Below are 26995 nucleotides of genomic sequence, written 5' to 3' on the forward strand. Positions count from 1 at the left end.
CGCTGTCAACCGTTCCCGCGGGCGCAGATCCGTCTCGGGCGTCACGCCCCCAGCGAACACGGGACCGCGGCATCCGGTCGCTCGTTACCCTCGATACACAGGCGCGGGAACTCGTGCCTGCCCCGCCCCAGGTCGGAGGAACAGAATGTTCGAGAGATTCACGGACCGCGCCCGTCGAGTGGTCGTCCTCGCCCAAGAAGAGGCGAAGATGCTCAACCACAACTACATCGGCACCGAGCACATCCTGCTCGGCCTGATCCACGAGGGCGAGGGCGTCGCCGCCAAGGCGCTCGAGAGCCTGGGCATCTCGCTCGACGCCGTGCGCGAGCAGGTCCAGGACATCATCGGCCAGGGCCAGCAGCAGCCGACAGGGCACATCCCCTTCACGCCCCGTGCCAAGAAGGTGCTCGAGCTGTCCCTGCGCGAGGCGCTGCAGCTCGGTCACAACTACATCGGCACCGAGCACATCCTCCTCGGCCTCATCCGTGAGGGCGAGGGCGTCGCCGCCCAGGTGCTCGTCAAGCTCGGCGCCGATCTCAACAAGGTGCGCCAGCAGGTCATCCAGCTGCTCAGCGGATACCAGGGCAAGGAGCCCGCGGGCGTCGCCGCCGGATCCGGCGAGCAGAGCCAGCAGGCCGCCCAGGGCGGGTCCGCCGTGCTCGACCAGTTCGGCCGCAACCTCACTCAGGCCGCGCGCGAGAACAAGCTCGACCCGGTGATCGGGCGCGAGAAGGAGATCGAGCGGGTCATGCAGATCCTCTCCCGCCGCTCCAAGAACAACCCCGTCCTCATCGGCGAGCCCGGCGTCGGCAAGACGGCCGTCGTGGAGGGTCTCGCGCAGGCGATCGTCAAGGGCGAGGTTCCCGAGACGCTCAAGGACAAGCAGGTCTACTCGCTCGATCTCGGTTCGCTCATCGCCGGTTCCCGCTACCGCGGCGACTTCGAGGAGCGCCTCAAGAAGGTCACGAAGGAGATCCGCACTCGCGGCGACATCATCGTCTTCATCGACGAGATCCACACCCTCGTGGGTGCCGGTGCCGCCGAGGGCGCGATCGACGCGGCCTCGATCCTCAAGCCCCTCCTCGCCCGTGGCGAGCTCCAGACGATCGGCGCGACGACGCTCGACGAGTACCGGAAGCACTTCGAGAAGGATGCGGCGCTCGAGCGCCGGTTCCAGCCGATCCAGGTCGCCGAGCCCTCGCTGCCCCACGCGATCAACATCCTGAAGGGGCTGCGCGACCGGTACGAGGCGCACCACAAGGTGCAGATCACGGATGGCGCGATCGTCGCCGCCGCGAACCTCGCCGACCGCTACATCAGCGACCGGTTCCTCCCCGACAAGGCGATCGACCTGATCGACGAGGCGGGCGCCCGGCTGCGTCTCAGCATCCTGTCGTCCCCGCCGGAGCTGCGCGAGTTCGACGAGAAGATCGCCGCGGTGCGCGAGCAGAAGGAGGCCGCCTCCGAGGAGCAGGACTTCGAGAAGGCCGCGTCCCTGCGAGACGAGGAGAAGTCCCTGCTCGCCGAGCGGCTGCGCCTGGAGAAGCAGTGGCGCAACGGCGACGTCGCCACCACCGCTGTGGTCGACGAGGGGCTGATCGCCGAGGTCCTCGCACAGGCGACCGGCATCCCGGTCTTCAAGCTCACCGAGGAGGAGTCCTCGCGGCTCGTCTTCATGGAGAAGGCGCTGCACCAGCGCGTCATCGGCCAGGAGGAGGCAATCGCCGCCCTCGCGCGGACGATCCGTCGTCAGCGCGCCGGCCTCAAGGACCCGAAGCGGCCGAGCGGCTCGTTCATCTTCGCCGGCCCCACGGGTGTCGGCAAGACCGAGCTCGCCAAGGCGCTGGCCGAGTTCCTGTTCGACGACGAGGGTGCTCTCATCTCGCTCGACATGAGCGAGTTCGGTGAGAAGCACACTGTGTCGCGGCTGTTCGGTGCCCCTCCCGGGTTCGTCGGCTTCGAAGAGGGCGGCCAGCTCACCGAGAAGGTGCGCCGCAAGCCGTTCTCCGTCGTGCTGTTCGACGAGATCGAGAAGGCTCACCCCGACATCTTCAACTCGCTGCTGCAGATCCTGGAGGAGGGCCGCCTCACCGACGGTCAGGGTCGCGTGGTCGACTTCAAGAACACCGTGATCATCATGACGACGAACCTCGGCTCGTCGGCGATCGCCGGTGGTCCGGTCGGCTTCCAGGTCGAGGGCAACTCGCAGACCAGCTACGAGCGGATGAAGGGCAAGGTCGACGAGGAGCTCAAGCGTCACTTCAAGCCCGAGTTCCTCAACCGTGTCGACGACGTCATCGTCTTCCCGCAGCTGTCGAAGGACGAGCTGCGCCAGATCGTCGACCTGTTCACGAAGCGTCTCGCCGAGCGGCTGCTCGACCGCGACATGACGATCGAGCTCACGCAGGACGCCAAGGACCGCCTGATCGAGATCGGCTTCGACCCGACGCTCGGCGCCCGGCCCCTGCGCCGTGCCATGCAGCGCGAGGTCGAGGATCAGCTCAGCGAGCAGATCCTGCACGGCCAGCTCGAGTCGGGCGACCACATCCTGGTCGACGCGAAGGACGGCACGTTCGTCTTCGAGAGCGCGCCGCGCGGCGAGAAGGTCGCGGTCGGCGTCGGTGTGGCGGGCGAGATCGCCGCGACGCCGGACATCGCCGCCACCGACTGACGCGCGACGAGAGGGGCGGATGCCGAGGGTGCGACCTCCGGCATCCGCCCCTCTCGTATGCAGGCTCAGCCCTGGGCGACGGGCTTCCGGGCTGGCGCACGCCGCGCGGGCGGGCGAGCGGGGGGAGCGCCCAGCGTCCGGAAGAAGTCGTCCGGAATCCAGAAGTCCTCGCGGCTGAGGTCGCGGATGGAGGAGTGACCGAGCCCGAGCACGGCGGAGTCGAGTCCCATGCGCAGCAGGTCGAGCACGTTCTCGACTCCGGTCTGCCCGTTCGCGGCGAGGCCCCACAGGTAGGCGCGGCCGATCATGACCGCGCGGGCGCCGAGCGCGAGGGCCTTCGCGACGTCACCGCCGCGGCGGATACCGCCGTCCAGCAGCACCTCCAGCTGATCGCCGACGGCATCGGCCACCGGGCCCAGGCAACGGATCGTCGCCGGTGTCGTGTCGAGGTTGTTGCCGCCGTGGTTCGACACCGAGATCGCGTCGGCTCCGATGTCGACCGCGCGCCGGGCGTCGTCGACGCGGGTGATCCCCTTGAGGAGGAACTTGCCTCCCCATTGGTCGCGGAGCCACTTCACGTCATCCCAGCTGGGGGGCGGGGTCTGCATCCACTCGTAGTAGGCGCCGAAGAACGTCGGGGCCGGACCGTCCGTGGGCTGCAGATTGGGTGCCGTGAGGTCCGGGATGCCGTGCGTGGCGAAGTCGAGCAGCCAGCGGGGGCGGCGGATCCCCTCCGGTGCGAACTTCACGAGCGCCGCGAGATCCATCTTCTCGGGGATCGACGGGCTCCCCCAGTCGCGTCCGATGGAGAAGGACCAGTCGAGTGTCGCGATGAGCGCCTTGGCTCCGGCTGCGCGAGCACGTTCCATCCGCTCGATCATCGAGTCGCGCGAGCCCGTCCAGTACAGCTGGAAGAACGTGTTCTCGTTCGCGGCGACGACCTCTTCGACGGGCTTGCTCGCGAACGAGCTCAACCCCATGATGGTGCCGCGGGCGGCCGCGGCGCGGGCGACGGCCACCTCGCCGTCGGGATGCACCGCCTGCACTCCCGTCGGCGAGATCAGCACGGGCAAGGAGATCGGGATGCCGAGCACGGTGGTCGACAGGTCCCGCTCGGCCTGATGGCCGGCGACATGGGGTGCGAACTCGAGCTCCGCGAACGCGTCGGTGTTGTCGCGTGGCGTCGCGCCGCGTTCGGAGCCGGCCACGAGGGCCGCGTAGACCGAGGGGGGAAGCCGTCGCTTCGCGCGCCGCTGGGCTTCCAGGACGGATTCGAACCACGGGTTCTGTTTCCACGGCCAGTACATAGATGTCCCTTCTGTCTGACGTCGGCGTCAGAGCGTGTGCATACGCTGGTCGATGCCGATGCGCTCGGCGGCGGGATGCGACGTGAGCCGTCGGACGGGAGGAGGGCGACGTCCCGTCATGTCGAGCCTCCTTGCTCCGATGGACGGCGCGGTGGGCGCCCGGCCATCAGCATAATGGCACGGGGTGCCAAAAACTAGGGTCACGATGTCGTCGTCGCGCCGATCCGTGCATCCTCCTCGGTAGGGTGACAGGGTGAGCGACTTCATCGTCCGGTCCGCGCGCGCGGGCGACGTGCGCAGCATCCATCGCATGCTCGAGCCCTACGTGCAGCGGCGCATCCTGCTGGGCAAGGACATCGTCGTGCTCTACGAGGCCGTGCAGCAGTTCCTCGTCGCCGAGGACTCCCACGGCCGGATCATCGGATGCGGGGCGCTCCATGTCATGTGGGAGGACCTGGGCGAGGTGCGCACCCTCATCGTCGCCGACGAGTGGCTCCATCGTGGCGTGGGCCGGGCGATCGTCGAGGGGCTGGAGGCCAACGCACGCAGCCTCGGGCTGTCGCGACTGTTCTGCCTGACCTTCGAGGTCGACTTCTTCACGCGGCGGGGGTTCGCGCCGATCGGCGAGCACGTGGTGGACCCCGACGTGTACGCGCAGCTCGTGCGCAGCCCCGACCAGGGCGTCGCGGAGTTCCTCGACCTCGCCCACGTCAAGCCGAACACGCTCGGCAACACCCGCATGCTGAAGCAGCTGTAGGCGCCGTTCCCGCGAGGCGTTGCACCGCCTCACAGGCCGGCCCGCGTAGCCTGAACGGGTGAGCACCCCGCCCCGCCGCAAGCCGTCGCCCGCGGTCTACCGCAGGCGTCGGCTGGTGCTGCTGCTCGCGGTGGTCGCGGTGATCGCCGTGGTGTGGCTGCTCATCGCACAGCCGTGGCGTGGCGGCGCCGACACCGCGGCACCCACGCCGGACGCCTCGACGCCCGGCGCCTCGACCGCGCCGCCGGCGACGACGGATCCGACGCCGACGGACGCGACTCCGGCAGCGGAGTCGCCCGCTCCGACGGAGGCGTCGGCGCCCGCCCCTTCCGCCTCGCCCGCGCTCGCCGCGTGCGCCGCGAAGGACGTCAGGGTCGAGGCCCTCACCGACCAGAACACCTACGCCGCCGGTGTGGACCCGCAGTTCTCGATCCGGCTGACCAACACCTCCGGCAGCGACTGCACGATGAACGTCGGGACCGCGACCCAGTCGTTCACCGTGACGAGCGGGACGGATGTGTACTGGCGTTCGACGGACTGCCAGACCGCTCCGAGCGACCAGTACGTGACCCTCGCCGCCGGTCAGACGGTCACGAGCGCGACGCCGATCACGTGGGACCGCACGCGCTCATCCGTCGACACGTGCGGCAGCGGCAACCGGCCGGCAGCCCCCGCGGGCGGCGCCTCGTACCACCTCGCGGTCGCGATCGGCGGTGTGAGCTCCGCGCAGACCGCGCAGTTCCTGCTCTACTGACGCGGGGCCCGGCGTCCCGCGCTGATCCTGTTGTCGCGGCGACCGCGTCACGATCCGGCCACCGCCGCATCCCTTCAGCATGCACACCTTGACCCTCGTCATCGCCGGGATCGTCGCGTGGGCGCTGTTGAGCGTCCCACTGGGAATCGTCGTGGGGAGGACGATCACACACGGCGAGCGCCGCTGAGCCGACACGGTGGACCCCCCGCGACCGCCGACGCGGGTGGGGCGCGAAGCCCAGCCGTCGCGTGTGCTGCTCCCGGCGCGGCGCTACTCGGCGTCGGGCGCGCGTCGCGATCGCGTCGACTCGCGCACGATCAGCCGGGTGGGAAGCGGCGTGCTCTCGGTCACGCGGTCGGGCTCCTCGACCGCGAGCAGAACTTTCTGCATGATCAGCTCGCCCAGGGCGGCGAAGTCCTGACGCACGGTCGTCAGCGCGGGGTAGACGTACGGCGCCTCCGGCACGTCGTCGAAACCGACGACGCTGACGTCGGCCGGCACCCGGAAGCCGCGGGCGCGGAGCGCGGCGATGAGGCCCATCGCCATGTGGTCGTTGCCGACGAAGATCCCGTCGCCGCGCCGGATGTCCCAGCCGCCGCCGATCTCGTGGCCGCTGGTCGCCGACCAGTCGCCGTACTCGGGCTCGACGACCTCCAGCCCGTGGGCGGCGACCTCGTCGCGCCACCCGCGGACGCGCTCGACCGCGTCGGGCGCACGATGATGGCCCGCGAGATGCAGGATGCGGTCGTGCCCGAGCTCGCGCAGGTGCCGGACGGCGGAGCGTGCGCCGCGATACTGGTCGATCGAGACGAGCGCCGGCGACGGTCGCGACGTGGCCGCGGCCGCGATCAGCGGGATGCCCAGATCGAGCGAGCGGATGCCCTCCAGCACTCCCACGTCGACCACGATCAGCACGATGGCGTCGACGCGCTGCCGCAGCAGCGCCTCGACGGCGGCGCGCACCCCGGCGACGTCCGCCTCGGGGGAGCTGACCGCATCCACGTTGTAGCGCGCTGCCCGCGCGGCGAAGTTGAAGTGCGTCGCGATCGAGGTGGGTCCGTACTGGATGTTGCCGGGCGTCACCAGACCGATCGTGCGCGTGCGCTTGGTGACGAGCGCTCGCGCGGCGGGCGACGGGCTGTAGCGCAGCTGCGCGATCGCCTGCTCGACGCGCGCGCGTGTGGCGGGACGCACGTTCGGCAGGTCGTTGAGAACCCGCGACACGGTCTGGTGCGAGACGCCGGCCAGCTTCGCGACGTCGAAGATGTTCGCCGCCCTGGGCGCCCCCGATCCCTCAGCCATCGACATCCTCTTCGCCCTGCGCCACCAGCACGAGCAGCGAGTCCGGGCTCAGCTCGGCTGCCGTGCGCACATCGGCGATGCGTCCATCGCGCATGACCGCCACGCGGTGACTGACCCGCAGCACCTCCTCGAGCTCGGCCGAGATGAACACCACCGCCAGACCGTTCTCGGCGAAGTCGCCCACGAGGTTCTGCACGTCGACCTTGGCGCCCACGTCGATGCCACGCGTCGGCTCGTCGAGCACGACCACACCCGGCGCGAGTGCCAGCAGGCGTGCCAGCAGGACCTTCTGCTGGTTGCCGCCGGAGAGCGTCGCGGCCGGGCGGTTGACGTCGGCCGGCCGGATGTGGAGCGCCTCGACCCAGCTGGCCGCGAGCTCGCGGCGTCGCGCCGCGCTGATCCGGTGCAGGATGCCGCGCTGCGCCTGGAGCGCGAGCGTGATGTTGTCGAGCACGCTGAGCTCGCCGATGATGCCATCGGTGCGCCGGTTCTCGGACGAGTAGACGACGCCGAGGCGCATCGCGCTCCGCGGGCCGGTGAACCGGACGGCGCGCCCGTGGAGTCGCAGCGCCCCGGCGTCGGGGCGATCGATGCCGGTCAGCGCGCGGGCGAGCTCGGTGCGCCCAGACCCGAGCAGGCCGGCGACCCCGAGCACCTCGCCCTCCGCGAGGTCGAGGTCCGCGTTCACCACCCCTGTCCCGACCGTCAGTCCCCGCGCCGACAACGCGGAGGTCGCCGTGCTCTCCTCCCACGCGGGCGGATGGACGGTGTCGAGCTGCTCCATGCGACGTCCGAGCATCTTCTCGACCAGGTCGATCCGCAACAGCTCGCGGGTCAGGTACTCGCCTACGAGACGCCCGCTGCGGAGAACGGTGACCCGGTCGCAGATCTCGTACACCTGGTCGAGGAAGTGGGAGACGAACAGGATCGCGACGCCGCGCGCCTTCAGCTCGCGGATGACACGGAAGAGCTCCGCGACCTCGTCGGCATCGAGGCTCGAGGTCGGCTCGTCCAGCACGAGCACCTTCACGTCCGCCGAGATCGCGCGGGCGATCGCGACCAGCTGTTGGACCGCCAGCGGATGCGTGCCGAGAAGCGATGCCGGGTCGACCTCGACGCCGAGCGAACGCAACGCGTCGGCGGCGACCTGACGCATCCGGCGCACGTCGATCAGGCCGAGTCGCCGGGGCTCCCGACCCAGACAGATGTTCTCGGCGACCGTGAGGTTCGGCAGGAGATCGATCTCCTGGTACACGGTCGAGATCCCCGCACGCAGCGCATCGGCGGGGGAGGAGAACCGTGTCGGCACGCCGTCGATCAGGATGCTGCCCTCGTCGAGCGGCCGCACGCCCGTGAGCGCCCGGATCAGGGTCGACTTGCCCGCACCGTTCTCGCCCATGAGCGAGTGCACCTCGCCCGGCCGCAGCCGCAGGTCGACGCTGTCGAGGGCCGTCTCCGAGACGAAGCGCACGGTCGCTCCTCGTATCTCTACGACCGGAGCGACCGTGCTGTCCATGGTGACTATCATGCCGCGCGGCCGCGGCGCGGCTTCACCGCCGATGCGCAGACCGGGCCACCAGCACGCGCTGCACCACGACGAACACGAGCAGGAGCGCGCCCACCGAGATCCGCATCCACGACTGCTCCGCCCCGAGGAAGGAGATGACCGACTTGATCGTGCCGTAGACGAGCACACCGATCATCGAGCCGATCACGAAACCGCTGCCACCCGTGAGCAGCGTCCCGCCGATGACGACCGCGGCGATCGTGTCGAGCTCGGTCCCGATCCCGTTCAGCGGGTACGCCGCCCCCGTGTACGCGGTGAAGATCACGCCCGCCAGCCCGGAGCAGACGCCGCACACGACGTAGGCCAGGAGCTTCGTGCGGACGACGGGCAGGCCACATCAGGCGCGCCGACTGCTCGTTGCCGCCGATGGCGTAGATCGTGCGCCCGAAGCGGGTCAGGTGCAGGATCAGCGCGGCGGCGGCGACCACCAGCAGGGCGATGATGCCGGTCGGGGTGATGTAGAACGAGCCGGGTGCGCCCTGGATGCGCGTCGACTGCAACCACAGGATGGCCGGGTCCTCCACCTTGACCGAGGAGAGGCTCACCATGAACGCGAGCCCGCGGGCGGCGAACATGGCCGCGAGCGAGGCGATGAACGGCTGCACGTCGAAGTACTGCACCATGACGCCGACGGCGAGGCCCATCGCCGCGCCGATCGCGAGCATGGCGGGCACGACGACCGCGGTCGGCAGACCGGAGGCGAGCATCGTGGCCCCCAGCATCCCGGTGAAGGCCATGACCGCGCCGACCGAGAGGTCGATGCCCCCCGTCAGGATCACGAAGGTCATCCCGACCGCCAGCACGAGCAGGTAGGCGTTGTCCAGGAGCAGCGCCGAGAGCACCCGCGGCGTCAGGAAGTTGCCGAAGTAGGCCTGTGCGCCGAGCAGCATCGCGACGAGGATCACGAGCGCGGCGAGCGTCGGCACCCACGAGCTGTGGCGGCGCCGGAACCGGCGGATGAACTCCACCGCGGCGGTGGCGGGGGAACCGGCGGTGCCGGCGATGCTGGCGCCGCTCATCGGGCCACCTCCATCTGGGATCGTGACGGCTTCTGGATGCGCCGGCTGGCCCGCGCGAGGTAGTCGCGCGACCGCGGCGACTGGACGAGCACGACCACCACGACGACGATCGCGAGGAACAGCGGGCTGACCGCCGGGGGAACGCCGAGGAAGGTGATGGTGGACTTCAGGGTCTGGATCGTGAAGACGCCCACCACGGTCCCGGCGATCGAGAACTTGCCGCCCATGAGCGATGTCCCGCCGAGCACGACCGCGAGGATCGCATCGAGCTCGATGTACAGGCCCGCGGAGTTCGCGTCGGCGGCCATGATGTTCGAGCTGTAGAGGATTCCGGCGAAACCCGCGAGCAGGCCGCTCAGGGCATAGGCGCCCCAGATGATGCCCCGCGCCCGCACGCCGGCCAGGCGGCTCGCCTCCGGATTGATGCCGACGGCCTCCGTCAGCATCCCGAGGGCGGTCCGCCGCTCGATCACGGCGATGAGAGCCACGGCGGCGAGCGAGACGTAGAACGCGAACGGGAGCCCGAGCACGTACCCCTGCGCCATGAACTTGTAGGGGTCGCTGTTGATCGTCGTGATGAAGCCGCCCGTGATGAGCAGCGCGATGCCGCGTCCGGCGAGCATCAGCACGAGCGTCGCGATGATCGGCTGCACCCCCACGACCGAGACGAGGAAGCCGTTCCACAGGCCGAGCACGAGCGAGACCAGCACGCCGAGCGAGATCGCGATGGCGACAGTGGCCGGGCCGCTCGGGTCGTCCGAGGCGGCGATGAAGGTGAGCGCGACGGAGCCCGACACCGCCATGATCGCGCCCACCGACAGGTCGATGCCCCGCGTCGCGATGACGATCGTCATGCCGAGGGCCACCAGCATGAGCGGGGCGCTGTTGCGCAGGATGTCGATGAGGGGACCGTAGAGCTGGCCGTCCTGCACCGTGATGCCGATGAAGGACGGACGCGCCACGGTGTTGATCGCGATCAGCACGATCAGAGCGGCGATCGGCCAGACCAGCCGATGCTTCAGGATCTTCTTCATGCCGCGTTCTCCGGCGTCTCGGGAGACGACATCGTCTCGGGGGCGAGCGCAGCGACGGGTGCCGCCGACTGCGGGTCTTCCTGGGCGATCATGGCCACGAGGTCGTCGACGCCGACGGCACGCGCGTCCAGTTCGCCGATCTTATGGCGATCGCGCAGGACGACGATACGCTGCGCGATGCGCACGACCTCCTCCAGCTCGGACGAGATGAACACCACGCCCAGTCCCTGCGCCGACAGCTCTGCGACCTTGCGCTGGATGTCGGCCTTCGCGCCCACGTCGATGCCGCGGGTCGGCTCGTCCAGCACGATCAGCTGGGGCGCCGTGGCGAGCCAGCGGGCCAGGAGCACCTTCTGCTGGTTGCCGCCGGAGAGATTGCGGATGAGGGCGTTCGGATTCGCCGGACGCACCCCCAGCGCCGACATGTACTCCTCGACGATCGCGTTCTGCTCGGCTCGCCCGATGCGCCGCAGGGCGCCGCGCTTGGCCTGCAGGCCGAGGATGATGTTCTCCGCGACGGTCAGGTCGGCGATGATCCCCTCGGCGCGGCGGTCCTCCGAGGAGAACGCGATGCGCTGATCGATCGCCTGGCGCGGGCTGGTGAGCCGGGTCTGCCTTCCGCGCACCTCGGTGGCTCCCGCATCCGCTCGGTCGGCGCCGTAGAGGAGGCGGACGAGCTCGGTGCGGCCCGAGCCGAGGAGACCGGCAAGGCCCACGACCTCGCCGTCGTACACCTCGATGTCGACCGGCTCGAGCACGCCCTTGCGTGCCAGCCCCGTCGCCCGCACGATGGGCGTCGCAGTGCGGTCGATCTCGCGGTCCGCGACACGAGAGATCTCCTCGAGCTCGTCGAGCTCGCGTCCGATCATCTTGGCGATCAGCTCGCCCCGCGGCAGATCTGCGGCGAGGTACTCCCCGACGAGCGTGCCGTTGCGCAGAACCGTGAGGCGGTCCGAGATCTCGTACACCTGGTCGAGGAAGTGGGTGACGAACAGGATGGCGACGCCACGGTCGCGCAGGCTGCGCATGACGGAGAACAGCTGCTCCACCTCGCCCCGATCCAGGCTGGAGGTCGGCTCGTCCAGCACGAGCACGCGAGCCTCCGCGACCATCGCCCGGCTGATGGCGACGAGCTGCTGCACGGCGAGCGAGTGCGTCGCGAGGGTGGACCGCGTGTCGATCCGCAGCCCGAGGGCCTCCAGATGCGAGGCGGCCACGCGATGCGTCGCACGCCAGTCGATGCGGCCGGCGCGGCGCACCTCCTGGCCGAGCATCACGTTCTCGCCCACGGACAGGTTCGTGCAGAGGTTGACCTCTTGGTAGACGGTCGAGACCCCGGCGGCCTGCGCGTCCGCGGACGAGCGGAAGGTCCGCTCCTGCCCGCCCACGCGGATGGTGCCCGCCGTGGTCTGGTACACGCCGGTGAGGGCTTTGATGAGCGTGGACTTGCCCGCGCCGTTCTCGCCCATCAGGGTGTGGACCTCGCCGCCTCGCAGCGTGACGTCGACATCCGACAGCGCCTTGACGCCGGGGAACTCGATCGTGATGCCGCGCATCTCGACGACGTGGGCGTCGGTGGCCGTTGCTGACATCGGGGCTCGCCTCCTCGCGATGAGCGTGCGGGGACCGGGATCTTCCGGTCCCCGCACGGCGGATGGGATCAGTAGGGACGGGAGTCCAGGACCTTCGCGGCCTGCTCCTGGTCGAAGGACTGGTCGGCGACGATGGTCTTCTTCTCGACCGTGTCGCCGGCCAGGACCGCCTTCACGAGCTCCGCCGCCTTGTCGCCGAGCAGCGGGTTGCACTCGACGATGTAGTTGAACTCGCCCTTGGACAGGGCCGTCATGCCGTCCTTGACCGCGTCGATCGTCACGATCTGGATGTCGACGCCCGGGGTGAGGCCGGCCGCCTTGATGGCGTCGAGCGCCCCGAGCCCCATGTCGTCGTTCTGTGCGAAGAGCACGTTGATCGACTTGCCGTACTTCTGCAGGTAGCCTTCCATGACCTTCTTGCCGCCGTCGCGGGTGAAGTCGCCGGTCTGCGAGTCGAGGACCTTGATGTCGGTGCCCTTGATCGCGTCGTTGAAGCCCGTCGAGCGGTCCAGCGCCGCGGAGGAGCCGGTGGTTCCCTCCAGCACGACGAGGTTCGCGCCCTTCCCGTCGAAGTTCTTCTTCACCCACTCGCCGGCTGTCTTGCCCTCCTGGGTGAAGTCCAGGCCGACCCATGAGGCGTACAGGTCGGGGCTGGCGCTGACCGTGCGGTCCTCGAGGATCACCGGGATGTTGGCGTCCTTCGCCTCCTTGAGCACGTCGTCCCAGCCGTCGACGGTGATCGGGGCGATGACGATGGCGTCGACGCCCTGGTTGATGAAGCTGCGCACCGCGGCGATCTGCGCCTCCTGCTTGTTGTCGGCCGCGTTGAAGACGAGGTCGAAGCCGTTCTCCGCCGAGAACGCCTTCTTCATCGACTCGGTGTTGGCCGCGCGCCAGCCCGACTCCGAGCCGGTCTGGGCGAATCCGACCGTGATCGGCTTGTCGCCGCCCGCCTTGTCGCCGGAGCCGGCGCAGCCGGTCGCGGTCAGCGCGAGCGCTCCGAGCATCGCCACGCCGGCGAGCAGGGTCTTGATCTTCATCGGAAACCTCCGTGTTCCCACCGGCTTCGATGCCGGTGCAGATGATGCCGGTCCTCCCCCGTGGAGTCCGTGGTCAGAATGTTAGCGCTCACAATCACCGTCCGCACAAGCATCCTTCCGTAACGAATCCGTAACGCACGCGGTTTCGCTGCACTCTGGCGAAGGAGGTGGTCTCACGACGGCGGCGTGGAGGGGCACGAATGTGAGCGGTCTCGTGTGAGGTCGCGCCTGTCGTGTTCCCGCCCGACGCGCACGGCGCGAGCGGTCGATACCCTGGAGCGATGGCGAAGAAGAAGCGGCCGGGGGTCGAGCTGGAGTTCCGCAACACCGCGCTGAGCGACGCCCTGCAGACGCAGGACATGGCCGCGGTCGCGTTCGCGCTTCGCCACGGTCCGACCGTCGTCCCGCTCCTGCGCGCCGGCGCGCGCGACAACCCGCTCGATCGGGGCGAGGTGTGGACCTATCGCGATCCCGCGACCGGGCAGATCGCCCTCCTGCTGTTCAGCGACGCGGTGCACAAGCCGGAGGCGCTGCCCGCCGCGGTCGCTCTCCAGGACCCGGAGTGGCTGCGTCAGTTCCTCGTGACGCACGGCGAGCGGATCACGACCGTGTTCTTCGACATCGCGGGTCCGCATCCGATGCAGGCGACCCCCGCCGACCTGCTCGCGGCACTCACGCTCGAGTCCTGACCGGTGCGGGCCCTCAGCCCACCCGGGGCGCGATGACCCGCAGGCGCAGCAGCGCGCTCGTGACGTCGAGGATCGCGGAGTCCAGCAGCTCGGCGTACCCGAGCCGCGTCGCCTCGGCACGGCGCTGGGCCCCTTGCGCGACCGGGCGGATCTCGCCGGTGAGACTTAGCTCGCCGAAGGCGGCGACCTTCGGCGGCAGCGGACGATCGGTCGAGGCGCTCGCGACCGCGAGCGCGATCGCGAGGTCGGCGGCGGGCTCGGAGAGCTTCACCCCGCCGACCGTCGAGACGTACACGTCGCGCTCGCTCAGCCGCAGTCCCGCGCGCCGCTCGAGCACCGCGAGGATCATCGCGACCCGTGACGACTCGACCCCGTTCACGATCCGGCGCGGGTTGGGCGTCGCGGAGGGGACGACGAGCGCCTGGATCTCGACCGGAAGCGCCCGCCGGCCCTCCAGCGCCACCGCGACGCAGGTGCCGCTGACCGGCTCCCCGCTGCCGAGGAACAGGCCGGACGGGTCGGGGACCTCGACGATGCCGTCGCCGGTCATCTCGAAGCAGCCGACCTCGTCCGTCGGTCCGAAGCGGTTCTTCAGCGCGCGGACGAAGCGCAGCGCGGTGTGGCGATCGCCCTCGAAGTGGCAGACGACGTCGACGAGGTGCTCGAGCAGCCGGGGGCCCGCGACCTGGCCGTCCTTCGTGACGTGCCCGACCATGAGCACCGACAGCCCTCGTTCCTTGGCGATGCGCACGAGCGTCGCGGCGACCTCGCGCACCTGACTCGGGTGCCCTGCGAGCCCCTCGCTCGACGAGGACGAGACGGTCTGCACCGAGTCGACGATGAGAAGCCCCGGCTGAACCTGGTCGACGTGTCCCACGAGGGTCGCGAGGTCGGTCTCGCTCGCGAGGTACAGCTCGTCGTGCAGCGCGCCCGTGCGCTCCGCGCGGAGCCTCACCTGGGCCATCGACTCCTCGGCGCTGACGTACAGCACCCTTCGTCCGTCGTGCGCCGACCGCGAGGCGACCTCGAGCAGCAGCGTCGACTTGCCCACCCCAGGCTCGCCCGAGAGCAGCACCGTCGCGCCCGGCACGACGCCGCCGCCGAGCACCCGGTCGAACTCGGCGACGCCGGTGGCCCAGCGCGGCGCATCCGTGGTGGTGACGTGCGTGATCGGGCGCGCGGCTCGCTCGTCGCTCGGCGCGACGGGCACGAAGCCCCGCAGCACGCCGGTCTGCGCGGCTGCCTCGACGACGGTTCCCCACTGCTGGCACTCGCCGCACCGTCCGACCCACTTCGCCGTCGTCCAGCCGCACTCGGTGCAGCGGAACGGTGCGGGGGCGGGTTTCTTGACGGCCATTCGTTCAGGCTACGGCGAGCCTGCGACATCCGCTCTCAGGCGTTCCAGGGCGGCCGCACCGTGCGCACGAGCGAGTACGACACCACATCCGGGTCGTGGTGCTCGATGCTGTACAGCAGGCGCCGTCCGCTCGCCCCGATGCCGACGAACTCGAGCGTCATGACGGGGGTTCCCACCGGGCGCTCGAACAGCTCGGCCAGCGACGCGTCCAGGGCCGCGACCCCCGGAGTGGACACCTCCCAGATCACGGGCTCGCCCCACACGCGTGCCGCGATCGTGAAGACCGACTCCTCCGGGTCGAACTCGACGTCGCCCGCGATCGGCACCACGTCGTGCGCGACCATCGCCACCGCGCCGTCCGCACGCCATCGCTTGCGGATGCCGATGCCCCGCGTCGCGGCGGGAAGCTCCATCAGGGCGGAGACGCTCGCCGGAAGCTCGGTCACCTCCGATCCGAGCACGTCGACGTCGGAGCGGAACCCCAGCCGGTCCAGCAGCTCGCTGTGCTCGTACTGCTCCTCGAGCCGGACGCTCATGCGCAGCGCGATCGGATCCACCGTCGTGACGGCGCCCTGGCGCCGTCGGAGGATGCCCTGTCGCTCCAGCTCCGACATGGCGTTGCGCAGCTGCTGACGGGAACAGCCCAGCCGGGCGGTCAGCTCGAGCTCGCCCGGCAGGGGCGCGTGGGCGGCCGCCGCGTCGCGCACGAAGCGCAGCAGCTCGTGCTGCAGGCGCGTGTGGGCCGGATCCTGTCTCGGACGGGGCAGCGGGATGTAGGACATGTCGATGCTCTCTGTGCTCCGATACGTGACCCCACGCTAGCGCGAGGAGCCCGTCCCCGGGGATCCGAACAGGCCCGTGGGCTCCTCGATCGAGTCGAGGTACGCCGAGCGGCGGGCGAACAGCTCCGGGACGCGCGCCCGCGCCGCCGCGATGATCCCGTCCATGTCCGCCGAGCGCAGCTCGCCGCCGTCGACGACGATGTGGCCGGCGACCATCGTGAGATCGACGTCTCCGCCGCGCACGGCGTGCACCAGATTGTGGTGGATGTTGGCATATGCCCCGGACGGAATGAGCGGCGTCATGCGCGGGGTGTCGGTGCGCACGGCGACCACATCGGCCTGCTTGCCCGTCTCCAGCGAGCCCAGGCGGTGCTCCTGGCGGATGGCGCGCGCACCACCGGTCGTCGCCATCTCGAGCACCTGCCACGAGTCCATCGCGGCCGCATCCATCGAGCGCAGCTTGCCCATGAGCGAGGCGACCTTCATCTCCTCGAACATGTCCAGGTTGTTGTTCTCCTTCTCGCCGTCCGTGCCGAGGCCGACGGCCACGCCCGCGGCCAGCAGCTCGGCGACCGGGGCGAAGCCGCTCGCGAGCTTCATGTTGCTGACGGGGTTGTGCGAGACGCTGACCCCGCGGCGGGACATCAGGTCGATCTCGTCGGCATCCAGCCACACCGCGTGCGCGATCATCGTGCGGGGCGTGTCGAAGAACCCGAGACGGTCCAGGGCGATCATGGGGCGGGCGCCGGTGCGCTCGGCGAAGATCTGCACGTCGAGCTCGGACTCGCTGCAGTGCGTGTACAGGCCGGTGTCGTACCGCTGCGCCATCGCGATCGCGCGGCGCTGGCCCGCCTCATCCGCGTAGAAGGGGTGCTCGAGTCCGACCCACGGCATGACGCGGTCGTGCCCGGACCAGTCCCGCAGGATCCGCTCGTTGTCGTCGAGCGTGTCGAAGTAGTCGTAGTCGGGGTGCTCGCCGACGTAGTTGACCGTGACGAGCCGGTTGCCGAGCGCGTCCGCGGCGCGGGCGGCGCCGTCCATGTAGCGCCACATGTCCACGACCGTGGTGGTTCCCGAGAGCAGCCCCTCGGCGTAGCAGAGCCAGGCCGCCGCCTCCGCGTCCTCCGGCTGCAGCACGCGGTGCATCGGGTCGATGTGCAGGCGGAGCCACTCCCACACCGGGAGATGCTCGGCCGTGCCCCGCAGCAGGCCGGAATGGTGGTGGGCGTTGACGAGCCCCGGCATGAGCACGTGGTGCGGCAGGTGGCGTCGCGCGGCGCCCGGATGGCGCGCGACGAGCTCGGCGGTCGGGCCGACGGCCACGATCGTGTCGCCCTCGATCGCGACACCCGCGTCGGTGAGGATCTCGCGACCCGGGGTCATCGGCACGACGATGTCGGCGGTGAGGAGGAAGGCGCTCATGCCTGGGGTCCGTTCTGGCTCTCGGCGAACGTGAGGATGCCGACCCCGCTGCTGCCGGGGTGCGGGCGTCGGAGCATCGCGGGCGCGAGGATCTCGTCGAGGGCGATCTCCACGACGTAGTGCGTCTCGGCGCGCAGCAGATGACCGGCCACGGCGGCGCCGGAGCGGCTCTTCTCGCCGAGCGCGACGTGGATGTGCACGACGTGCTCGCCGTTCTCGCTCGTGATCGTCCCGGACCCCACGCCCTCGGTGTAGGAGACGCGGGTGACCTCGGCCGACGGTGCCTCGGGGTCGTCGGGCTCGTGATCGCCGGCGATCAGGTCGGCCCACCGGAACGCTCCGCTGAAGGTCACGACGACCGCCTGCGCGATCTCGTGCGCGCGGCAGGCGGCAGCGATCGAGCCGAGCACCTCGTCTCCGGGCTCCAGGGCGACGAGGATGCGCCTTCCGGTGCGTGCGACATGTGAACGCATATGACCTCGAGTCTCGATTGCGGAGCGGTTATCGACAAGTGTGTGCCATGCGCGCCACGTTCCGTTGCCTTCTACCTCACCGTTTTACGGTTTCTGCGGGCACTGCATCGTGTTTCGGGGTCGTAAACACTGCGGGGCAGCTTGCCACTTGTCGATGTGTTGGGGAGATCAACGGATATCGTGAAGAGATGCCCAGCCTCGGCCGGGTCATTGCCCGTACCCCGACCGAGGAGGAAACCGATGACGGATGTCGTGAGCGAGCTGTCCGGGATCCGCCTCTGGGACGGCGAGGAGGACCGCGGGGTGGTCACCCTCTCGTGGTCGGACGGACGGCTCCAGGCGGTCGACGCGGTCGACCGGGACACGGCGGCGGAGCCGGAGCTCAGCGTCATCCCCGGCCTCATCGACACGCACGTGCACCTCGATGCGTCGGCCGTTCCCTCGCCGGTGGACTGGATGACCTGGCCGCTCATCACGCCCGCCTCCGAGCGCTCGCTGCACGTTCTCGCGCACGCGCGCAACGCTGCCGCGGCCGGGGTCACGACCCTCCGCGATCTGTCCGGCAGCGAGGTGCAGCTCTCCGCCGCCCGCGCGCTCGCCACCGGCGTCGTCGCGGGACCGCGCCTGCTCGTGCACGGCGCGGTCGGGATGACCGCCGGCCACGGCGACCTCTTCATCCCCCCGCACTACCCGCATCGCGCGCCCGTCGCGGACTCGCCCGACGAGTGCCGCAAGCTCGTGCGCCAATGGGCGAGGCAGGGTGCGGACGGCATCAAGATCTTCACGAGCGGCGGTGTCCTCTCGATCGGCGACCGCGTGGGCTGGCGCAACCAGACCCCGGCCGAGATCGCGGCCACCGTCGACGAGGCCCACGCCCTCGGAATGCTCGTCGCCGCCCACACCCACTCCGCGGAGGGGGTCGACATCGCCCTCGAGTTCGAGGTGGACTCGATCGAGCACGGGACCGGGATCCTCGAGCGGCATTGGCCCGTGCTCATCGAGCGCAACATCCCTGTCGCCCCGACACTCATGATCAACGACGCGATCGCCGACCGGCGGATCCCGGTCAGCGAGGACGCCGCGGAGAAGGCCCGCGCCGTCGTCATCGAACGCGATGCGAACTTCGTCGGCGCCGCTGCCGCGGGCGTCCGGTTCGTGCTCGGCACGGATGCGAACGGCGTCATGGTCCGCTTCGGTGACCAGCTCGAGGAGCTGCGGCTCATGCGCACGGCATTCGACTGGACCGCGGAGCGCACCCTGCGTTCGGGCACGTCCGACGCCGCCGACGCGATCCGCCTCGGGGATGTCGCGGGCCGCCTGCGTCCGGGGCTCGCCGCCGACTTCATCGTGCTGCGCGGACGCCCCTGGGAGGACATCGACGCGCTCACCTCCGACAACATCGTCGCCGTCGTCGCGCGCGGCGAGGTCGTCCGGGGCGCGCTGCCCGCCTGAGGACCCGGGGTGCCGGCCCGTCCCCCGGCACCGAATCGACACACACCTGCACCACCCGATCACAGAAGGAGACACCATGGCATCACCGCATACAGCCCGGATGCGGGTCCTGGCCCTGCCCGTGGGGATCGCCGTCGCGGCCCTGACGATGGCCGGCTGCGCGTCCGGCGGAGCGACCGGCGGCCAGACGGCCGCGGCGAGCACGCCCAACCCCGACCTCGAGCAGAGCATCGTGTTCGCGCTCAAGGAGGACCCGAAGTGCCTCGACCCGCAGCAGACCTCGATGACCACGGCGCTGAACGTGGGGCGCCAGCTCGTCGACTCGCTGCTGGACCAGAACCCCGACACCGGTGAGATCGTCCCGTGGCTCGCGACCGAGTGGTCGGCCAACACGGACCTCACGGCGTACACCTTCACGCTCAAGGACGGCGTCACCTTCAGCGACGGCACGCCGCTGACGTCGCAGGTCGTGGCGGACAACTTCGACGCGATCGCCGCCCTCGGGGCCTCGGCATCCCTCGCCAACGGCTACCTCGCCGGCTACGCCGGAACGACCGTCACGAGCGACACGACGTTCACCGTGAACTTCTCGGCACCGAACGTGCAGTTCGCGCAGGGTGCGACCACGATGTCCCTCGGCATCCTCTCGGACGCATCCGCCAAGGCGAGCGCGGAGGAACGCTGCGCCAAGCCCGTCGGCTCGGGCCCCTTCACGCTCGCGTCCTACGTCCCGAACGACTCGGTGGAGATCGTCAAGCGCGCCGGCTACGACTGGGCGTCGGGTCTGCGCACGCACCAGGGCGAGGCCTACCTGGAGAAGGTGACGTTCCCGATCATCACCGAGGCGAGCGTGCGCACCGGCGGGCTGCAGTCCGGCGAGTACGACGTCATCCAGGACCTCCCCTACGTGGACGAGAGCCGGTTCACGACCGACTCCTACCACCTGTACGCCAAGGCCAACCCGGGCGTGCCGAACTCCCTCATCGTGAACACGACGAAGGGGCTCATGGGCGACGAGGCGGTGCGCCAGGCGATCAGCAAGTCGCTCGACCGCGACAAGATCAACGTGATCGCCGGCTCGGCCAGCGGCAAGGCGCCCACGAGCGTGCTCACGAGCTCGACGCCCGGCTACACCGACCTCGGTGACGTGCTCGCGCACGACCCCGACGGCGCCAAGAAGCTCCTGGAAGGCGACGGCTGGACCCTCGGCTCCGACGGGATCTACCAGAAGAACGGCCAGAAGCTGACGGTGACCGTGACGGCCTTCTACGCGCAGGACGTCCTCGAGGCCGCCCAGATCCAGCTGAAGGACGCCGGCATCGACCTGCAGCTGAACATGGTCTCCTCGGGCGACTTCTTCGGTGCGATCGCGAGCGGCAACTACGAGATGCTCGGCGCCGGCCTGACCCGCACCGACCCCGATGTGCTCCGAGTGCTCCTCTCCTCCACGTCGAAGTCCCGCTGGGGCATCGTCGACGACCCGGAGCTGGAGTCGATGCTGCAGAAGCAGGCGCAGACGGCTGACGCCGCCGCCCGGCAGAAGATCGTGGACGACATCCAGAAGACCGTGGCCGAGAAGGCCTACGTCATGCCGACCCTCGAGACCGTGCAGCTGCACGCCTCGCGCGCCGGCGTCGGCGGCATCGAGTTCGACTCGGCCGCGCGTGTCCAGCTCTTCGACGCGGCGGTGACCGCGAAGTGAGCGACGGGCAGCGCGTGGACTCCTCAGGAGGCGCCGGGAGGGGCCGGGTCATCGCCCGGTTCCTCCTGCCGAAGATCGCCCAGTGCATCTTCGTGGTGTGGGCGACCTACACCGTCGCCTTCCTCCTGATCCACGCGCTGCCCGGCGACCCCATCCTGGCCGCGCTGTCGGTCAAGGGCGGGGACGCGACCACGACCGACCCCGAGCAGCTCGCGGCGGTCCGTGCCCGGTACGGCCTGGACGGACCGGTGTGGCAGCAGTACCTCACGAACTTCCTCAACCTCTTCCGCGGCGACCTCGGCGTCTCCATCGCGACGGGGCAGCCCGTCTCCGAGATGGTCGGCCGCGCCTTCCCCCACACCGCGGCCGTCGCGGTCTTCGCCCTCCTCGTCGGGTTCCTCGGCGCACTCGGATTCACGGTGTGGGCCTACATCGCGCGACCCGCGTGGGTGCGTAACGTCGTGGTCCAGGTGCCGCCGCTCGGCATCGCGATCCCGGCGTTCCTCAGCGGTGTGGTGCTGATCAGCGTGTTCTCCTTCGGCCTCGGGTGGTTCCCCGCGTCGGGCACGAACGGCTTCGCGAGCGTCGTGCTGCCGGGCATCACCCTCGCGCTGCCCACCGGCGCGATCTTCTTCCAGGTCTTCTCGGCCGCCGTCTTCGATGCGGGCGCGAGCCCCTTCGTGTTCACCGCGAACGCCAAGGGCCTCAGCCAATCGGCCGTCGTGTTCCGTCACGTGCTGCGCAACGCGCTGCTGCCCTCGATCACCATCATCGGGCTGCAGATCGGCTACCTCGCCGGCGGCACGGCGGTCGTCGAGACGGTGTTCTCCCGGGACGGCATCGGCCGGCTGACGGTGGATGCCGTCCTGGCCCGCGACATCAACGTCGTCCTCGGCGTCGTGGTCGTCGTGGCGGTCGTCTACGCCGTCGTGACGCTGATCGTCGACGCGCTCTACGGCGTCATCGACCCCCGCACCCGGACGCGTCTGACCTCCGGTGCCAAGCGGACGGCGGTGACCGCATGAGCATCCTCCGCAAGCCCGGTCTCCTCGTCTCGCTGATCTTCCTCGCCGTCGTCCTCGTCGCGGTCGTCGCCCCGCAGCTCATCGCGCCCTACGACCCCTACGACTCGGTCGGCAGGATGAGGCTGGCCCCGCCGAGCCTCGAGCACCTGTTCGGCACCGACCACCTGGCACGCGACGTGTTCTCGCGCGTCGTGTACGGTGCGCAGCTCTCGCTGTCGGCGGCGGGGCTCGCCGTCGTCGCGGGCGTCGTCATCGGGGCCATCGTGGGCCTGATCACCGGCTGGCTCGGCGGATTCGTCGACGTCGCGGTCATGCGGTTCATCGACGTCCTGCTGGCGATCCCGAGCATCCTGCTCGCCCTCATCGTCGTCGCCTCCCTCGGCTTCGGGCCGCTCTCGATCGCGCTCGGCGTCGGGCTCGGGACCGCGGGGTCGTTCGCACGTGTCATGCGATCCCAGGTCCTGCGGGTACGGGGCGAGGAGTTCGTCGAGGCGGCGGAGACCCTCGGCGTGCGCCGGCCGGTCGTGCTCCTGCGTCACGTGCTGCCCAACGCCGCCCGCCCGATCGTCGCGATGGCCGCGCTCGAGCTCGCGGTGGCGATCCTCTCGGTCTCGGCGCTGAGCTTCCTCGGGTTCGGCGCCCAGCCGCCCGCGCCCGAGTGGGGCTCGCTCGTCTCCGCCGGACGCGACTTCGTCGCCACGGCGCCGTGGCTCAGCATCCTTCCCGGTGTCGTGATCCTCGCGGTCGTGCTGGCCGTGAACCGGGTGTCCCGCTACCTCGGAGGGGATCGATGAGCGCTCTGCTGGAGGTCCGCGGCCTCCGCGTCGACTACGGCGTCGGACGTCGTGCGCACGCGGCGCTGCGCGGTGTCGACCTGCGGGTCGGCGCGGGCGAGATCGTCGCGATCGTGGGGGAGTCCGGCTCGGGCAAGAGCACGCTCGCGCACGCCATCGTGCGGCTCCTGCCCGACGTCGCGCGAGTCCGGGAGGGGTCGATCTCCTTCGACGGATCGGAACTGCGGCGGATGCCGCTCGCCGCGCTCCGGCGGATCCGCGGCGGACGGATCGGCTTCGTTCCGCAGGACCCCTCGCACAGCCTCAACCCGCTCATGCGGATCGGCGAGCAGGTCGCCGAGACGCTGCGGCGCCACCGGGGCATGTCGCGACAGGACGCTGCCCGTCGCGCGGTCGAGATCCTCGCCGAGGTGGGGATCCCGGACCCGGAGCTGCGTGCCGGGCAGTACCCGCACGAGCTCTCCGGCGGCCTGCGGCAGCGCGTGCTCATCGGCATCGCCTGGGCCTGCGAGCCGCAGCTCGTGATCGCCGACGAGCCGACCAGCGCCCTGGACGCGACCGTGCAGCGTCACGTGCTCGACCGGATGCAGCGCCTCGCCGTCGCGCACGGCACGGCCGTCCTGCTGGTGACGCACGACCTCGCGGTCGCCGCCGAGCGCGCCGACCGGATCGTCGTGGTCGAGCAGGGGGTCGTGGTCGAGGAGGGACCCTCGCAGCAGGTGCTCGCCGCGCCGTCGCACGAGTACACGCGCCGGCTCGTCGCCGCCGCGCCCGGACTCCACAGCACGCGGCTCACGGCCTCACCGGGGATCGTCGGGGCCGCCGCGGAGCCCTCGGCGGCCCCGCTCGTGCGGGTCACGAGCCTCGGCAAGACCTACTCCTCCGGGCGTCGCGCGAACGCCGCCCCGGCCGTGACGGGCGCCGACTTCGACATCGCCCGCGGCTCGACCTTCGCCCTCGTGGGCGAGTCGGGCTCGGGCAAGAGCACGACGGCGCGCATGGTCGCGCGGATCATCCCCTCCGACGAGGGACGCATCGACTTCGACGGACAGGACATCACCCGCCTCACGGGCGAGCCGCTGCGGCAGCTGCGCCGCCGCATCCAGGTCGTGTACCAGAACCCGTTCGGATCGCTCGATCCGCGCATGACGGTCGCGGCGCTCGTCGCGGAGCCGTTGCGCGCGTTCGGGACCGGCCGTCGCGAGCGGAGCAGCGCGGTCGGAGAGCTGCTCCACCAGGTGCGGCTGCGTCCCGAGCTGGCCGCGCGCCGACCGGCCGAGCTGTCGGGCGGTCAGCGTCAGCGCGTCGCCATCGCGCGGGCACTCGCGCTGCGCCCCGAGCTCGTGGTGCTCGACGAGCCGGTCTCCGCGCTCGACGTCTCGGTGCAGGAGCAGGTGCTGCAGCTGCTCGTCGACCTGCAGGCGGAGCACGGTCTCACCTACCTGTTCATCTCGCACGACCTCGGCGTGGTGCGTCAGATCTCGGATCGCGTCGCCGTCATGAAGGGCGGCCGGATCCTGGAGCAGGGCACGACGGAGCGCATCTTCGCCGCGCCGGGCCACGACTACACGCGGGAGCTGATCGGCGCCATCCCGGGGGCACGGCTGGGCTGAGCCCCCGGCGCGTGCCTTCCGATCGGCGCGGGGGTCGCTCCGGCCGGGGTGGGCGGGTCAGCTCAGGCCGAGCGCGCTCAGCACGCGGCGGACGATCCGTTCGCTCTCGTCGACGACGTGCGCGATGATGCGCTCACCCTTCTCCGGCGTCGCCGGGCGCGGATCGCCGAACACCCCCGTCGCCGACAGCGGGGCGAGCGCCATCTGGCGCAGCCCGAAGTCGGCGGGAAGCTCCGGGTAGTCGGCGACCATCCGGTCGCGGTGCACGAGCGCTGGGGCGATCGCGAGCACCATCGAGGTCTCGATCTCGTCGGCGTGGCACAGTCCCGGCGCCGCCCACGGAGTCTCCTTTACCCGGTCGCCGATCTCGGTCAGACCCGGGTAGTCCAGCACCAGGACGGGGATGCCGCCGCGCACCGCCGATGCCTCCGCCGCCGTCTGGAGCGGGAGCCGGTTGCCGAAGTCGCCGTTGACGACGACGAGCGCGGCGAAGCCGCCCCGCTCGAGCGAGGCCGCGAGGTCGCCGCAGACGGCTGCGACGGTGTCGGCGCCGAGCGAGACCGTGCCCGGCAGCGCCTCGTTGCTCCACGTGTTGCCGAATGCGACCGCGGGCAGCAGCACCGCGTCGAGGCGCTCCGCCAGACGTCGGGCCACCGCATCCGCCTGCAGCGTGTCGGTCGACAGCGGGAGGTGCGGGCCGTGCTGCTCCAGCGCCCCGAACGGGAGGATCGCGACGCCCGGTCGCTCCCGCAGGTGCGCGGCGACATCGGGCCAGGCGGCGTGGGCGAGCTCGAGCAACGGGTCCTCCGGGGTCGGGTCGGCGGGCCTCAGGCCTCGCTCATGGTCGGCCGTTCGAACGAGAGCCCCGCCGCCTCGAGGGCGACGCGCCGCTCCTCGATGCGACGATGCAGCTCGTGCTGCGCCTCGTCTATCGTCGCAGCATCCAGCGGCAGACTCCGCGTCCGGGTGCGGCCGCCATGCGCTGCGACGTAGGCGTCGAGGGCGGAGCCCGACTCCCAGGAGGTCACCAGCGCGTACCGGGGTCGCGTGCCGCGATGCCACACGGCGTGCCACAGGCGCTGCGTGTCGACGAGGATGCGGCTGCCCGCCGGTAGCGGCAGCCGTGTCTCCGTCGCGGGGTCGAAGCGGTCCTCGCGGAGCACGAGCACCGAGTCGGGGTCGTGCGTGAGATTCTCCAGGCACCGCACGACCCAGCCCGACCCGGTGGTGTTGAGACGGTTGTTGTCGTCCTCGTGCAGGTTGTAGATCGCATCCGCGTAGGTGTTGGGCTGCAGCTCGACGACCCGGCAGCGGCCGACGTTGGCGCCCGGCTCCTGCGCACGGCGCGCGAGCTCGGGGGCGATCCGCACCTGCGAGTCGATCCACACGCCGTCCTTGTCGGTGCGCGGCGGGGTCCGGTTCCAGAACGCGTTGCAGTCGATCCGGCCGTCGAAGCTCGTGAGCGGGGCGAAGCGTGTGATGCCCGACGACCGCCATCCGACGTACTCGAGGTCCTGCCACTGCGACCGCTCCGGCGGCGCGACGGCATCCAGCACCGCGTACCCCGTCTCGGCGAGGATCGGCAGCGTGACGTAGGCCGACATCGTGTCCCCCTCCGGACTCGTTCCCCGATGGAGGCGAGCCTAAGCCCGCGGCCGGGGCCGCCTCAACGCGAGGCGCCGGGAAAAGTCATCGCAGCGAGGCGGCGACCTCCCGCAGCGCATCCGCGGACCGGCGCAGGAGCACGCGTTCTGCGGGGTCGAACGTCGTCTCGGCGATCGGCACGGCGCCGCTTGCGCTGACGATCGAAGGCACCGAGAGCGCGACCCCATCGACCCCGTGGAAGCCGTCGAGCACGGTCGAGACGGGCATGACAGCGTGTTCGTCGCCCAGGATCGCCTCGACGATGCGTGCGCTCGAGAGACCGATCGCGTAGTTCGTCGCGCCCTTGCCCTGGATGACCTTGTAGGCGGCGTCGCGCACGTCGACGGCGATCTCGTCGAGCTCGTCGATCGTCATGCGCGGGCGGTCGGGCGTCTGCCACTCGAGGATCGGGACCGTGCCGATCGTGGCCTTCGACCACAGCGGGAACTCGGTGTCGCCGTGCTCGCCGACGATGTAGGCGTGGACGCTCGAGGCGGAGACCCCCGCCCGCTGGGCGAGCCGCCACCGGAGTCGGGAGGTGTCGAGGACCGTGCCGGAGGCGAAGATGCGCTCGGGCGGAAGCCCGGTCGCCTCCTGGGCCAGCACGGTGAGCACGTCGCACGGGTTGGTGACGATGACGTAGATCGCGTTCGGTGCGACCTCGAGAAGCTGCGGCATCATCGTCTTGAGGATGTTCGCGTTGGTGCTCGCCAGCTCGATCCGCGTCTGACCCGGCCTCTGCTTGGCGCCGGCGGTGATGACGACGACGTGCGAGCCCTCGACGACCGAGATGTCGCTGCCGCCGATGATGTCGCTCGTGCCGGTGAACTGCGTTCCGTGGGCCAGGTCGAGAACCTCCGCCTCGACCTTCTCGGTGGCGATGTCGTACAGCGCGACGTGGCGAGCGGATCCGCGGATGAGCGCCGCGTAGGCGGTGCTGGAACCGACCGATCCGGCGCCGACGACGGTGAGCTTCGAGTTCTCGATCACGGACATGCG

At 70.5% G+C, this 26995-nt stretch carries 23 protein-coding genes and 1 pseudogene; 9 read left to right on the top strand and 15 right to left on the bottom strand.

Features of this window, described 5'->3' with window-relative positions:
- Positions 1–145: 145 nt before the first annotated feature.
- On the top strand, positions 146–2671 hold the full coding sequence (locus tag QE381_RS11735) for an ATP-dependent Clp protease ATP-binding subunit (protein ID WP_307218371.1): 2526 nt from the start codon (positions 146–148) through the stop codon (positions 2669–2671).
- Between the two features lie 65 nt (positions 2672–2736).
- On the opposite strand, the gene mftD is transcribed toward QE381_RS11735, so the two are convergent.
- Positions 2737–3978 carry a pre-mycofactocin synthase MftD gene (mftD, locus tag QE381_RS11740; protein ID WP_307218373.1) on the bottom strand — a complete coding sequence of 414 codons (1242 nt, stop codon included), beginning with the start codon at positions 3976–3978 and terminating at the stop codon, positions 2737–2739.
- 253 nt (positions 3979–4231) lie between these two features.
- Here mftD and QE381_RS11745 point away from each other — a divergent pair, with 253 nt between their 5' ends.
- Complete coding sequence (locus QE381_RS11745; RefSeq protein ID WP_307218375.1) at positions 4232–4735, top strand: amino-acid N-acetyltransferase; 504 nt, start codon at positions 4232–4234, stop codon at positions 4733–4735.
- Between the two features lie 58 nt (positions 4736–4793).
- Positions 4794–5489: a hypothetical protein gene (locus QE381_RS11750; RefSeq protein ID WP_307218377.1), complete on the top strand. Its 696-nt coding sequence runs from the start codon at positions 4794–4796 to the stop codon at positions 5487–5489.
- A gap of 270 nt (positions 5490–5759) precedes the next feature.
- On the opposite strand, the gene QE381_RS11755 is transcribed toward QE381_RS11750, so the two are convergent.
- The 7 genes and pseudogenes from QE381_RS11755 to QE381_RS11785 all read right to left on the bottom strand — a co-directional run bounded on the left by QE381_RS11755 (position 5760) and on the right by QE381_RS11785 (position 13043).
- Positions 5760–6791 (bottom strand): LacI family DNA-binding transcriptional regulator, encoded by a 1032-nt coding sequence (locus QE381_RS11755; RefSeq protein ID WP_307218379.1) that lies wholly within the window; start codon positions 6789–6791, stop codon positions 5760–5762.
- Positions 6784–8307 carry a sugar ABC transporter ATP-binding protein gene (locus tag QE381_RS11760; protein WP_373426939.1) on the bottom strand — a complete coding sequence of 508 codons (1524 nt, stop codon included), beginning with the start codon at positions 8305–8307 and terminating at the stop codon, positions 6784–6786. Before QE381_RS11760 ends, QE381_RS11755 begins: the two co-directional genes overlap by 8 nt.
- 34 nt (positions 8308–8341) lie before the next feature.
- A complete protein-coding gene (locus QE381_RS11765) occupies positions 8342–8653 on the bottom strand; it encodes a hypothetical protein (RefSeq protein WP_307220502.1) in 312 nt (103 codons plus the stop codon).
- 100 nt (positions 8654–8753) lie between these two features.
- A pseudogene (locus QE381_RS11770) lies at positions 8754–9377 on the bottom strand (sugar ABC transporter permease YjfF); the annotation flags it as partial.
- Positions 9374–10411 (bottom strand): ABC transporter permease, encoded by a 1038-nt coding sequence (locus tag QE381_RS11775; RefSeq protein ID WP_307218383.1) that lies wholly within the window; start codon positions 10409–10411, stop codon positions 9374–9376. The gene QE381_RS11775 and the pseudogene QE381_RS11770, both read right to left, overlap by 4 nt.
- Positions 10408–12003: a sugar ABC transporter ATP-binding protein gene (locus QE381_RS11780; protein WP_307218385.1), complete on the bottom strand. Its 1596-nt coding sequence runs from the start codon at positions 12001–12003 to the stop codon at positions 10408–10410. The genes QE381_RS11775 and QE381_RS11780 overlap by 4 nt, the downstream gene beginning before the upstream one ends.
- A 68-nt stretch (positions 12004–12071) precedes the next feature.
- The gene (locus QE381_RS11785) at positions 12072–13043 is read right to left on the bottom strand and encodes an ABC transporter substrate-binding protein (protein WP_307218386.1); all 972 of its coding nucleotides are present in this window, start codon (positions 13041–13043) and stop codon (positions 12072–12074) included.
- A gap of 281 nt (positions 13044–13324) precedes the next feature.
- Between QE381_RS11785 and QE381_RS11790 the strand changes: the two genes are divergently transcribed.
- Positions 13325–13732, top strand: coding sequence for a dehydrogenase (locus tag QE381_RS11790; protein WP_307218387.1), 408 nt, complete (start codon positions 13325–13327; stop codon positions 13730–13732).
- 13 nt (positions 13733–13745) lie between these two features.
- Here the strand turns inward: QE381_RS11790 and radA are convergent, their stop codons facing one another.
- The 4 genes from radA to QE381_RS11810 are packed head-to-tail and all read right to left on the bottom strand — an operon-like array spanning position 13746 to position 17766.
- A complete protein-coding gene (gene radA / locus QE381_RS11795; RefSeq protein WP_307218389.1) occupies positions 13746–15089 on the bottom strand; it encodes a DNA repair protein RadA in 1344 nt (447 codons plus the stop codon).
- A gap of 35 nt (positions 15090–15124) precedes the next feature.
- The gene (locus tag QE381_RS11800; protein ID WP_307218391.1) at positions 15125–15871 is read right to left on the bottom strand and encodes a GntR family transcriptional regulator; all 747 of its coding nucleotides are present in this window, start codon (positions 15869–15871) and stop codon (positions 15125–15127) included.
- Positions 15872–15907: 36 nt separating this feature from the next.
- Complete coding sequence (locus tag QE381_RS11805) at positions 15908–17293, bottom strand: amidohydrolase (protein WP_307218393.1); 1386 nt, start codon at positions 17291–17293, stop codon at positions 15908–15910.
- Positions 17290–17766 (bottom strand): PPC domain-containing DNA-binding protein, encoded by a 477-nt coding sequence (locus QE381_RS11810; protein ID WP_307218395.1) that lies wholly within the window; start codon positions 17764–17766, stop codon positions 17290–17292. The genes QE381_RS11805 and QE381_RS11810 overlap by 4 nt, the downstream gene beginning before the upstream one ends.
- A 240-nt stretch (positions 17767–18006) precedes the next feature.
- Between QE381_RS11810 and QE381_RS11815 the strand changes: the two genes are divergently transcribed.
- The 5 genes from QE381_RS11815 (at position 18007) to QE381_RS11835 (ending at position 24352) form a co-directional block, all read left to right on the top strand.
- The gene (locus QE381_RS11815) at positions 18007–19218 is read left to right on the top strand and encodes an amidohydrolase family protein (protein WP_307218397.1); all 1212 of its coding nucleotides are present in this window, start codon (positions 18007–18009) and stop codon (positions 19216–19218) included.
- A gap of 76 nt (positions 19219–19294) precedes the next feature.
- On the top strand, positions 19295–20920 hold the full coding sequence (locus QE381_RS11820; RefSeq protein WP_307218399.1) for an ABC transporter substrate-binding protein: 1626 nt from the start codon (positions 19295–19297) through the stop codon (positions 20918–20920).
- 14 nt (positions 20921–20934) lie between these two features.
- Positions 20935–21945: an ABC transporter permease gene (locus tag QE381_RS11825; protein WP_307218401.1), complete on the top strand. Its 1011-nt coding sequence runs from the start codon at positions 20935–20937 to the stop codon at positions 21943–21945.
- Complete coding sequence (locus QE381_RS11830) at positions 21942–22739, top strand: ABC transporter permease (protein WP_307218402.1); 798 nt, start codon at positions 21942–21944, stop codon at positions 22737–22739. The genes QE381_RS11825 and QE381_RS11830 overlap by 4 nt, the downstream gene beginning before the upstream one ends.
- A complete protein-coding gene (locus QE381_RS11835) occupies positions 22736–24352 on the top strand; it encodes an ABC transporter ATP-binding protein (protein ID WP_307218404.1) in 1617 nt (538 codons plus the stop codon). The genes QE381_RS11830 and QE381_RS11835 overlap by 4 nt, the downstream gene beginning before the upstream one ends.
- Before the next feature lie 57 nt (positions 24353–24409).
- Here QE381_RS11835 and QE381_RS11840 read toward each other — a convergent pair whose 3' ends face one another.
- From QE381_RS11840 to QE381_RS11850, 3 genes are all read right to left on the bottom strand, one after another.
- A complete protein-coding gene (locus QE381_RS11840; RefSeq protein WP_307218406.1) occupies positions 24410–25150 on the bottom strand; it encodes a creatininase family protein in 741 nt (246 codons plus the stop codon).
- A 29-nt stretch (positions 25151–25179) separates the two neighbouring features.
- Positions 25180–25956 carry a hypothetical protein gene (locus tag QE381_RS11845; RefSeq protein ID WP_307218407.1) on the bottom strand — a complete coding sequence of 259 codons (777 nt, stop codon included), beginning with the start codon at positions 25954–25956 and terminating at the stop codon, positions 25180–25182.
- 85 nt (positions 25957–26041) lie between these two features.
- Positions 26042–26992 (bottom strand): L-lactate dehydrogenase, encoded by a 951-nt coding sequence (locus QE381_RS11850; RefSeq protein WP_307218409.1) that lies wholly within the window; start codon positions 26990–26992, stop codon positions 26042–26044.
- Positions 26993–26995 lie beyond the last annotated feature (3 nt).

This window comes from Microbacterium sp. SORGH_AS_0888, from assembly GCF_030818905.1.
Taxonomy (GTDB): domain Bacteria; phylum Actinomycetota; class Actinomycetes; order Actinomycetales; family Microbacteriaceae; genus Microbacterium.

Excerpts from the sequence above, each read along its gene's own strand:
- QE381_RS11735 (WP_307218371.1), top strand. The coding sequence starts at position 146 with ATGTTCGAGAGATTCACGGACCGCGCCCGTCGAGTGGTCGTCCTCGCC.
- mftD (WP_307218373.1), bottom strand. The coding sequence starts at position 3,978 with ATGTACTGGCCGTGGAAACAGAACCCGTGGTTCGAATCCGTCCTGGAA.
- QE381_RS11755 (WP_307218379.1), bottom strand. The coding sequence starts at position 6,791 with ATGGCTGAGGGATCGGGGGCGCCCAGGGCGGCGAACATCTTCGACGTC.
- QE381_RS11760 (WP_373426939.1), bottom strand. The coding sequence starts at position 8,307 with ATGGACAGCACGGTCGCTCCGGTCGTAGAGATACGAGGAGCGACCGTG.
- QE381_RS11775 (WP_307218383.1), bottom strand. The coding sequence starts at position 10,411 with ATGAAGAAGATCCTGAAGCATCGGCTGGTCTGGCCGATCGCCGCTCTG.
- QE381_RS11780 (WP_307218385.1), bottom strand. The coding sequence starts at position 12,003 with ATGTCAGCAACGGCCACCGACGCCCACGTCGTCGAGATGCGCGGCATC.
- QE381_RS11785 (WP_307218386.1), bottom strand. The coding sequence starts at position 13,043 with ATGAAGATCAAGACCCTGCTCGCCGGCGTGGCGATGCTCGGAGCGCTC.
- QE381_RS11790 (WP_307218387.1), top strand. The coding sequence starts at position 13,325 with ATGGCGAAGAAGAAGCGGCCGGGGGTCGAGCTGGAGTTCCGCAACACC.
- radA (WP_307218389.1), bottom strand. The coding sequence starts at position 15,089 with ATGGCCGTCAAGAAACCCGCCCCCGCACCGTTCCGCTGCACCGAGTGC.
- QE381_RS11800 (WP_307218391.1), bottom strand. The coding sequence starts at position 15,871 with ATGTCCTACATCCCGCTGCCCCGTCCGAGACAGGATCCGGCCCACACG.
- QE381_RS11805 (WP_307218393.1), bottom strand. The coding sequence starts at position 17,293 with ATGAGCGCCTTCCTCCTCACCGCCGACATCGTCGTGCCGATGACCCCG.
- QE381_RS11810 (WP_307218395.1), bottom strand. The coding sequence starts at position 17,766 with ATGCGTTCACATGTCGCACGCACCGGAAGGCGCATCCTCGTCGCCCTG.
- QE381_RS11815 (WP_307218397.1), top strand. The coding sequence starts at position 18,007 with ATGACGGATGTCGTGAGCGAGCTGTCCGGGATCCGCCTCTGGGACGGC.
- QE381_RS11820 (WP_307218399.1), top strand. The coding sequence starts at position 19,295 with ATGGCATCACCGCATACAGCCCGGATGCGGGTCCTGGCCCTGCCCGTG.
- QE381_RS11830 (WP_307218402.1), top strand. The coding sequence starts at position 21,942 with ATGAGCATCCTCCGCAAGCCCGGTCTCCTCGTCTCGCTGATCTTCCTC.
- QE381_RS11835 (WP_307218404.1), top strand. The coding sequence starts at position 22,736 with ATGAGCGCTCTGCTGGAGGTCCGCGGCCTCCGCGTCGACTACGGCGTC.
- QE381_RS11845 (WP_307218407.1), bottom strand. The coding sequence starts at position 25,956 with ATGTCGGCCTACGTCACGCTGCCGATCCTCGCCGAGACGGGGTACGCG.
- QE381_RS11850 (WP_307218409.1), bottom strand. The coding sequence starts at position 26,992 with ATGTCCGTGATCGAGAACTCGAAGCTCACCGTCGTCGGCGCCGGATCG.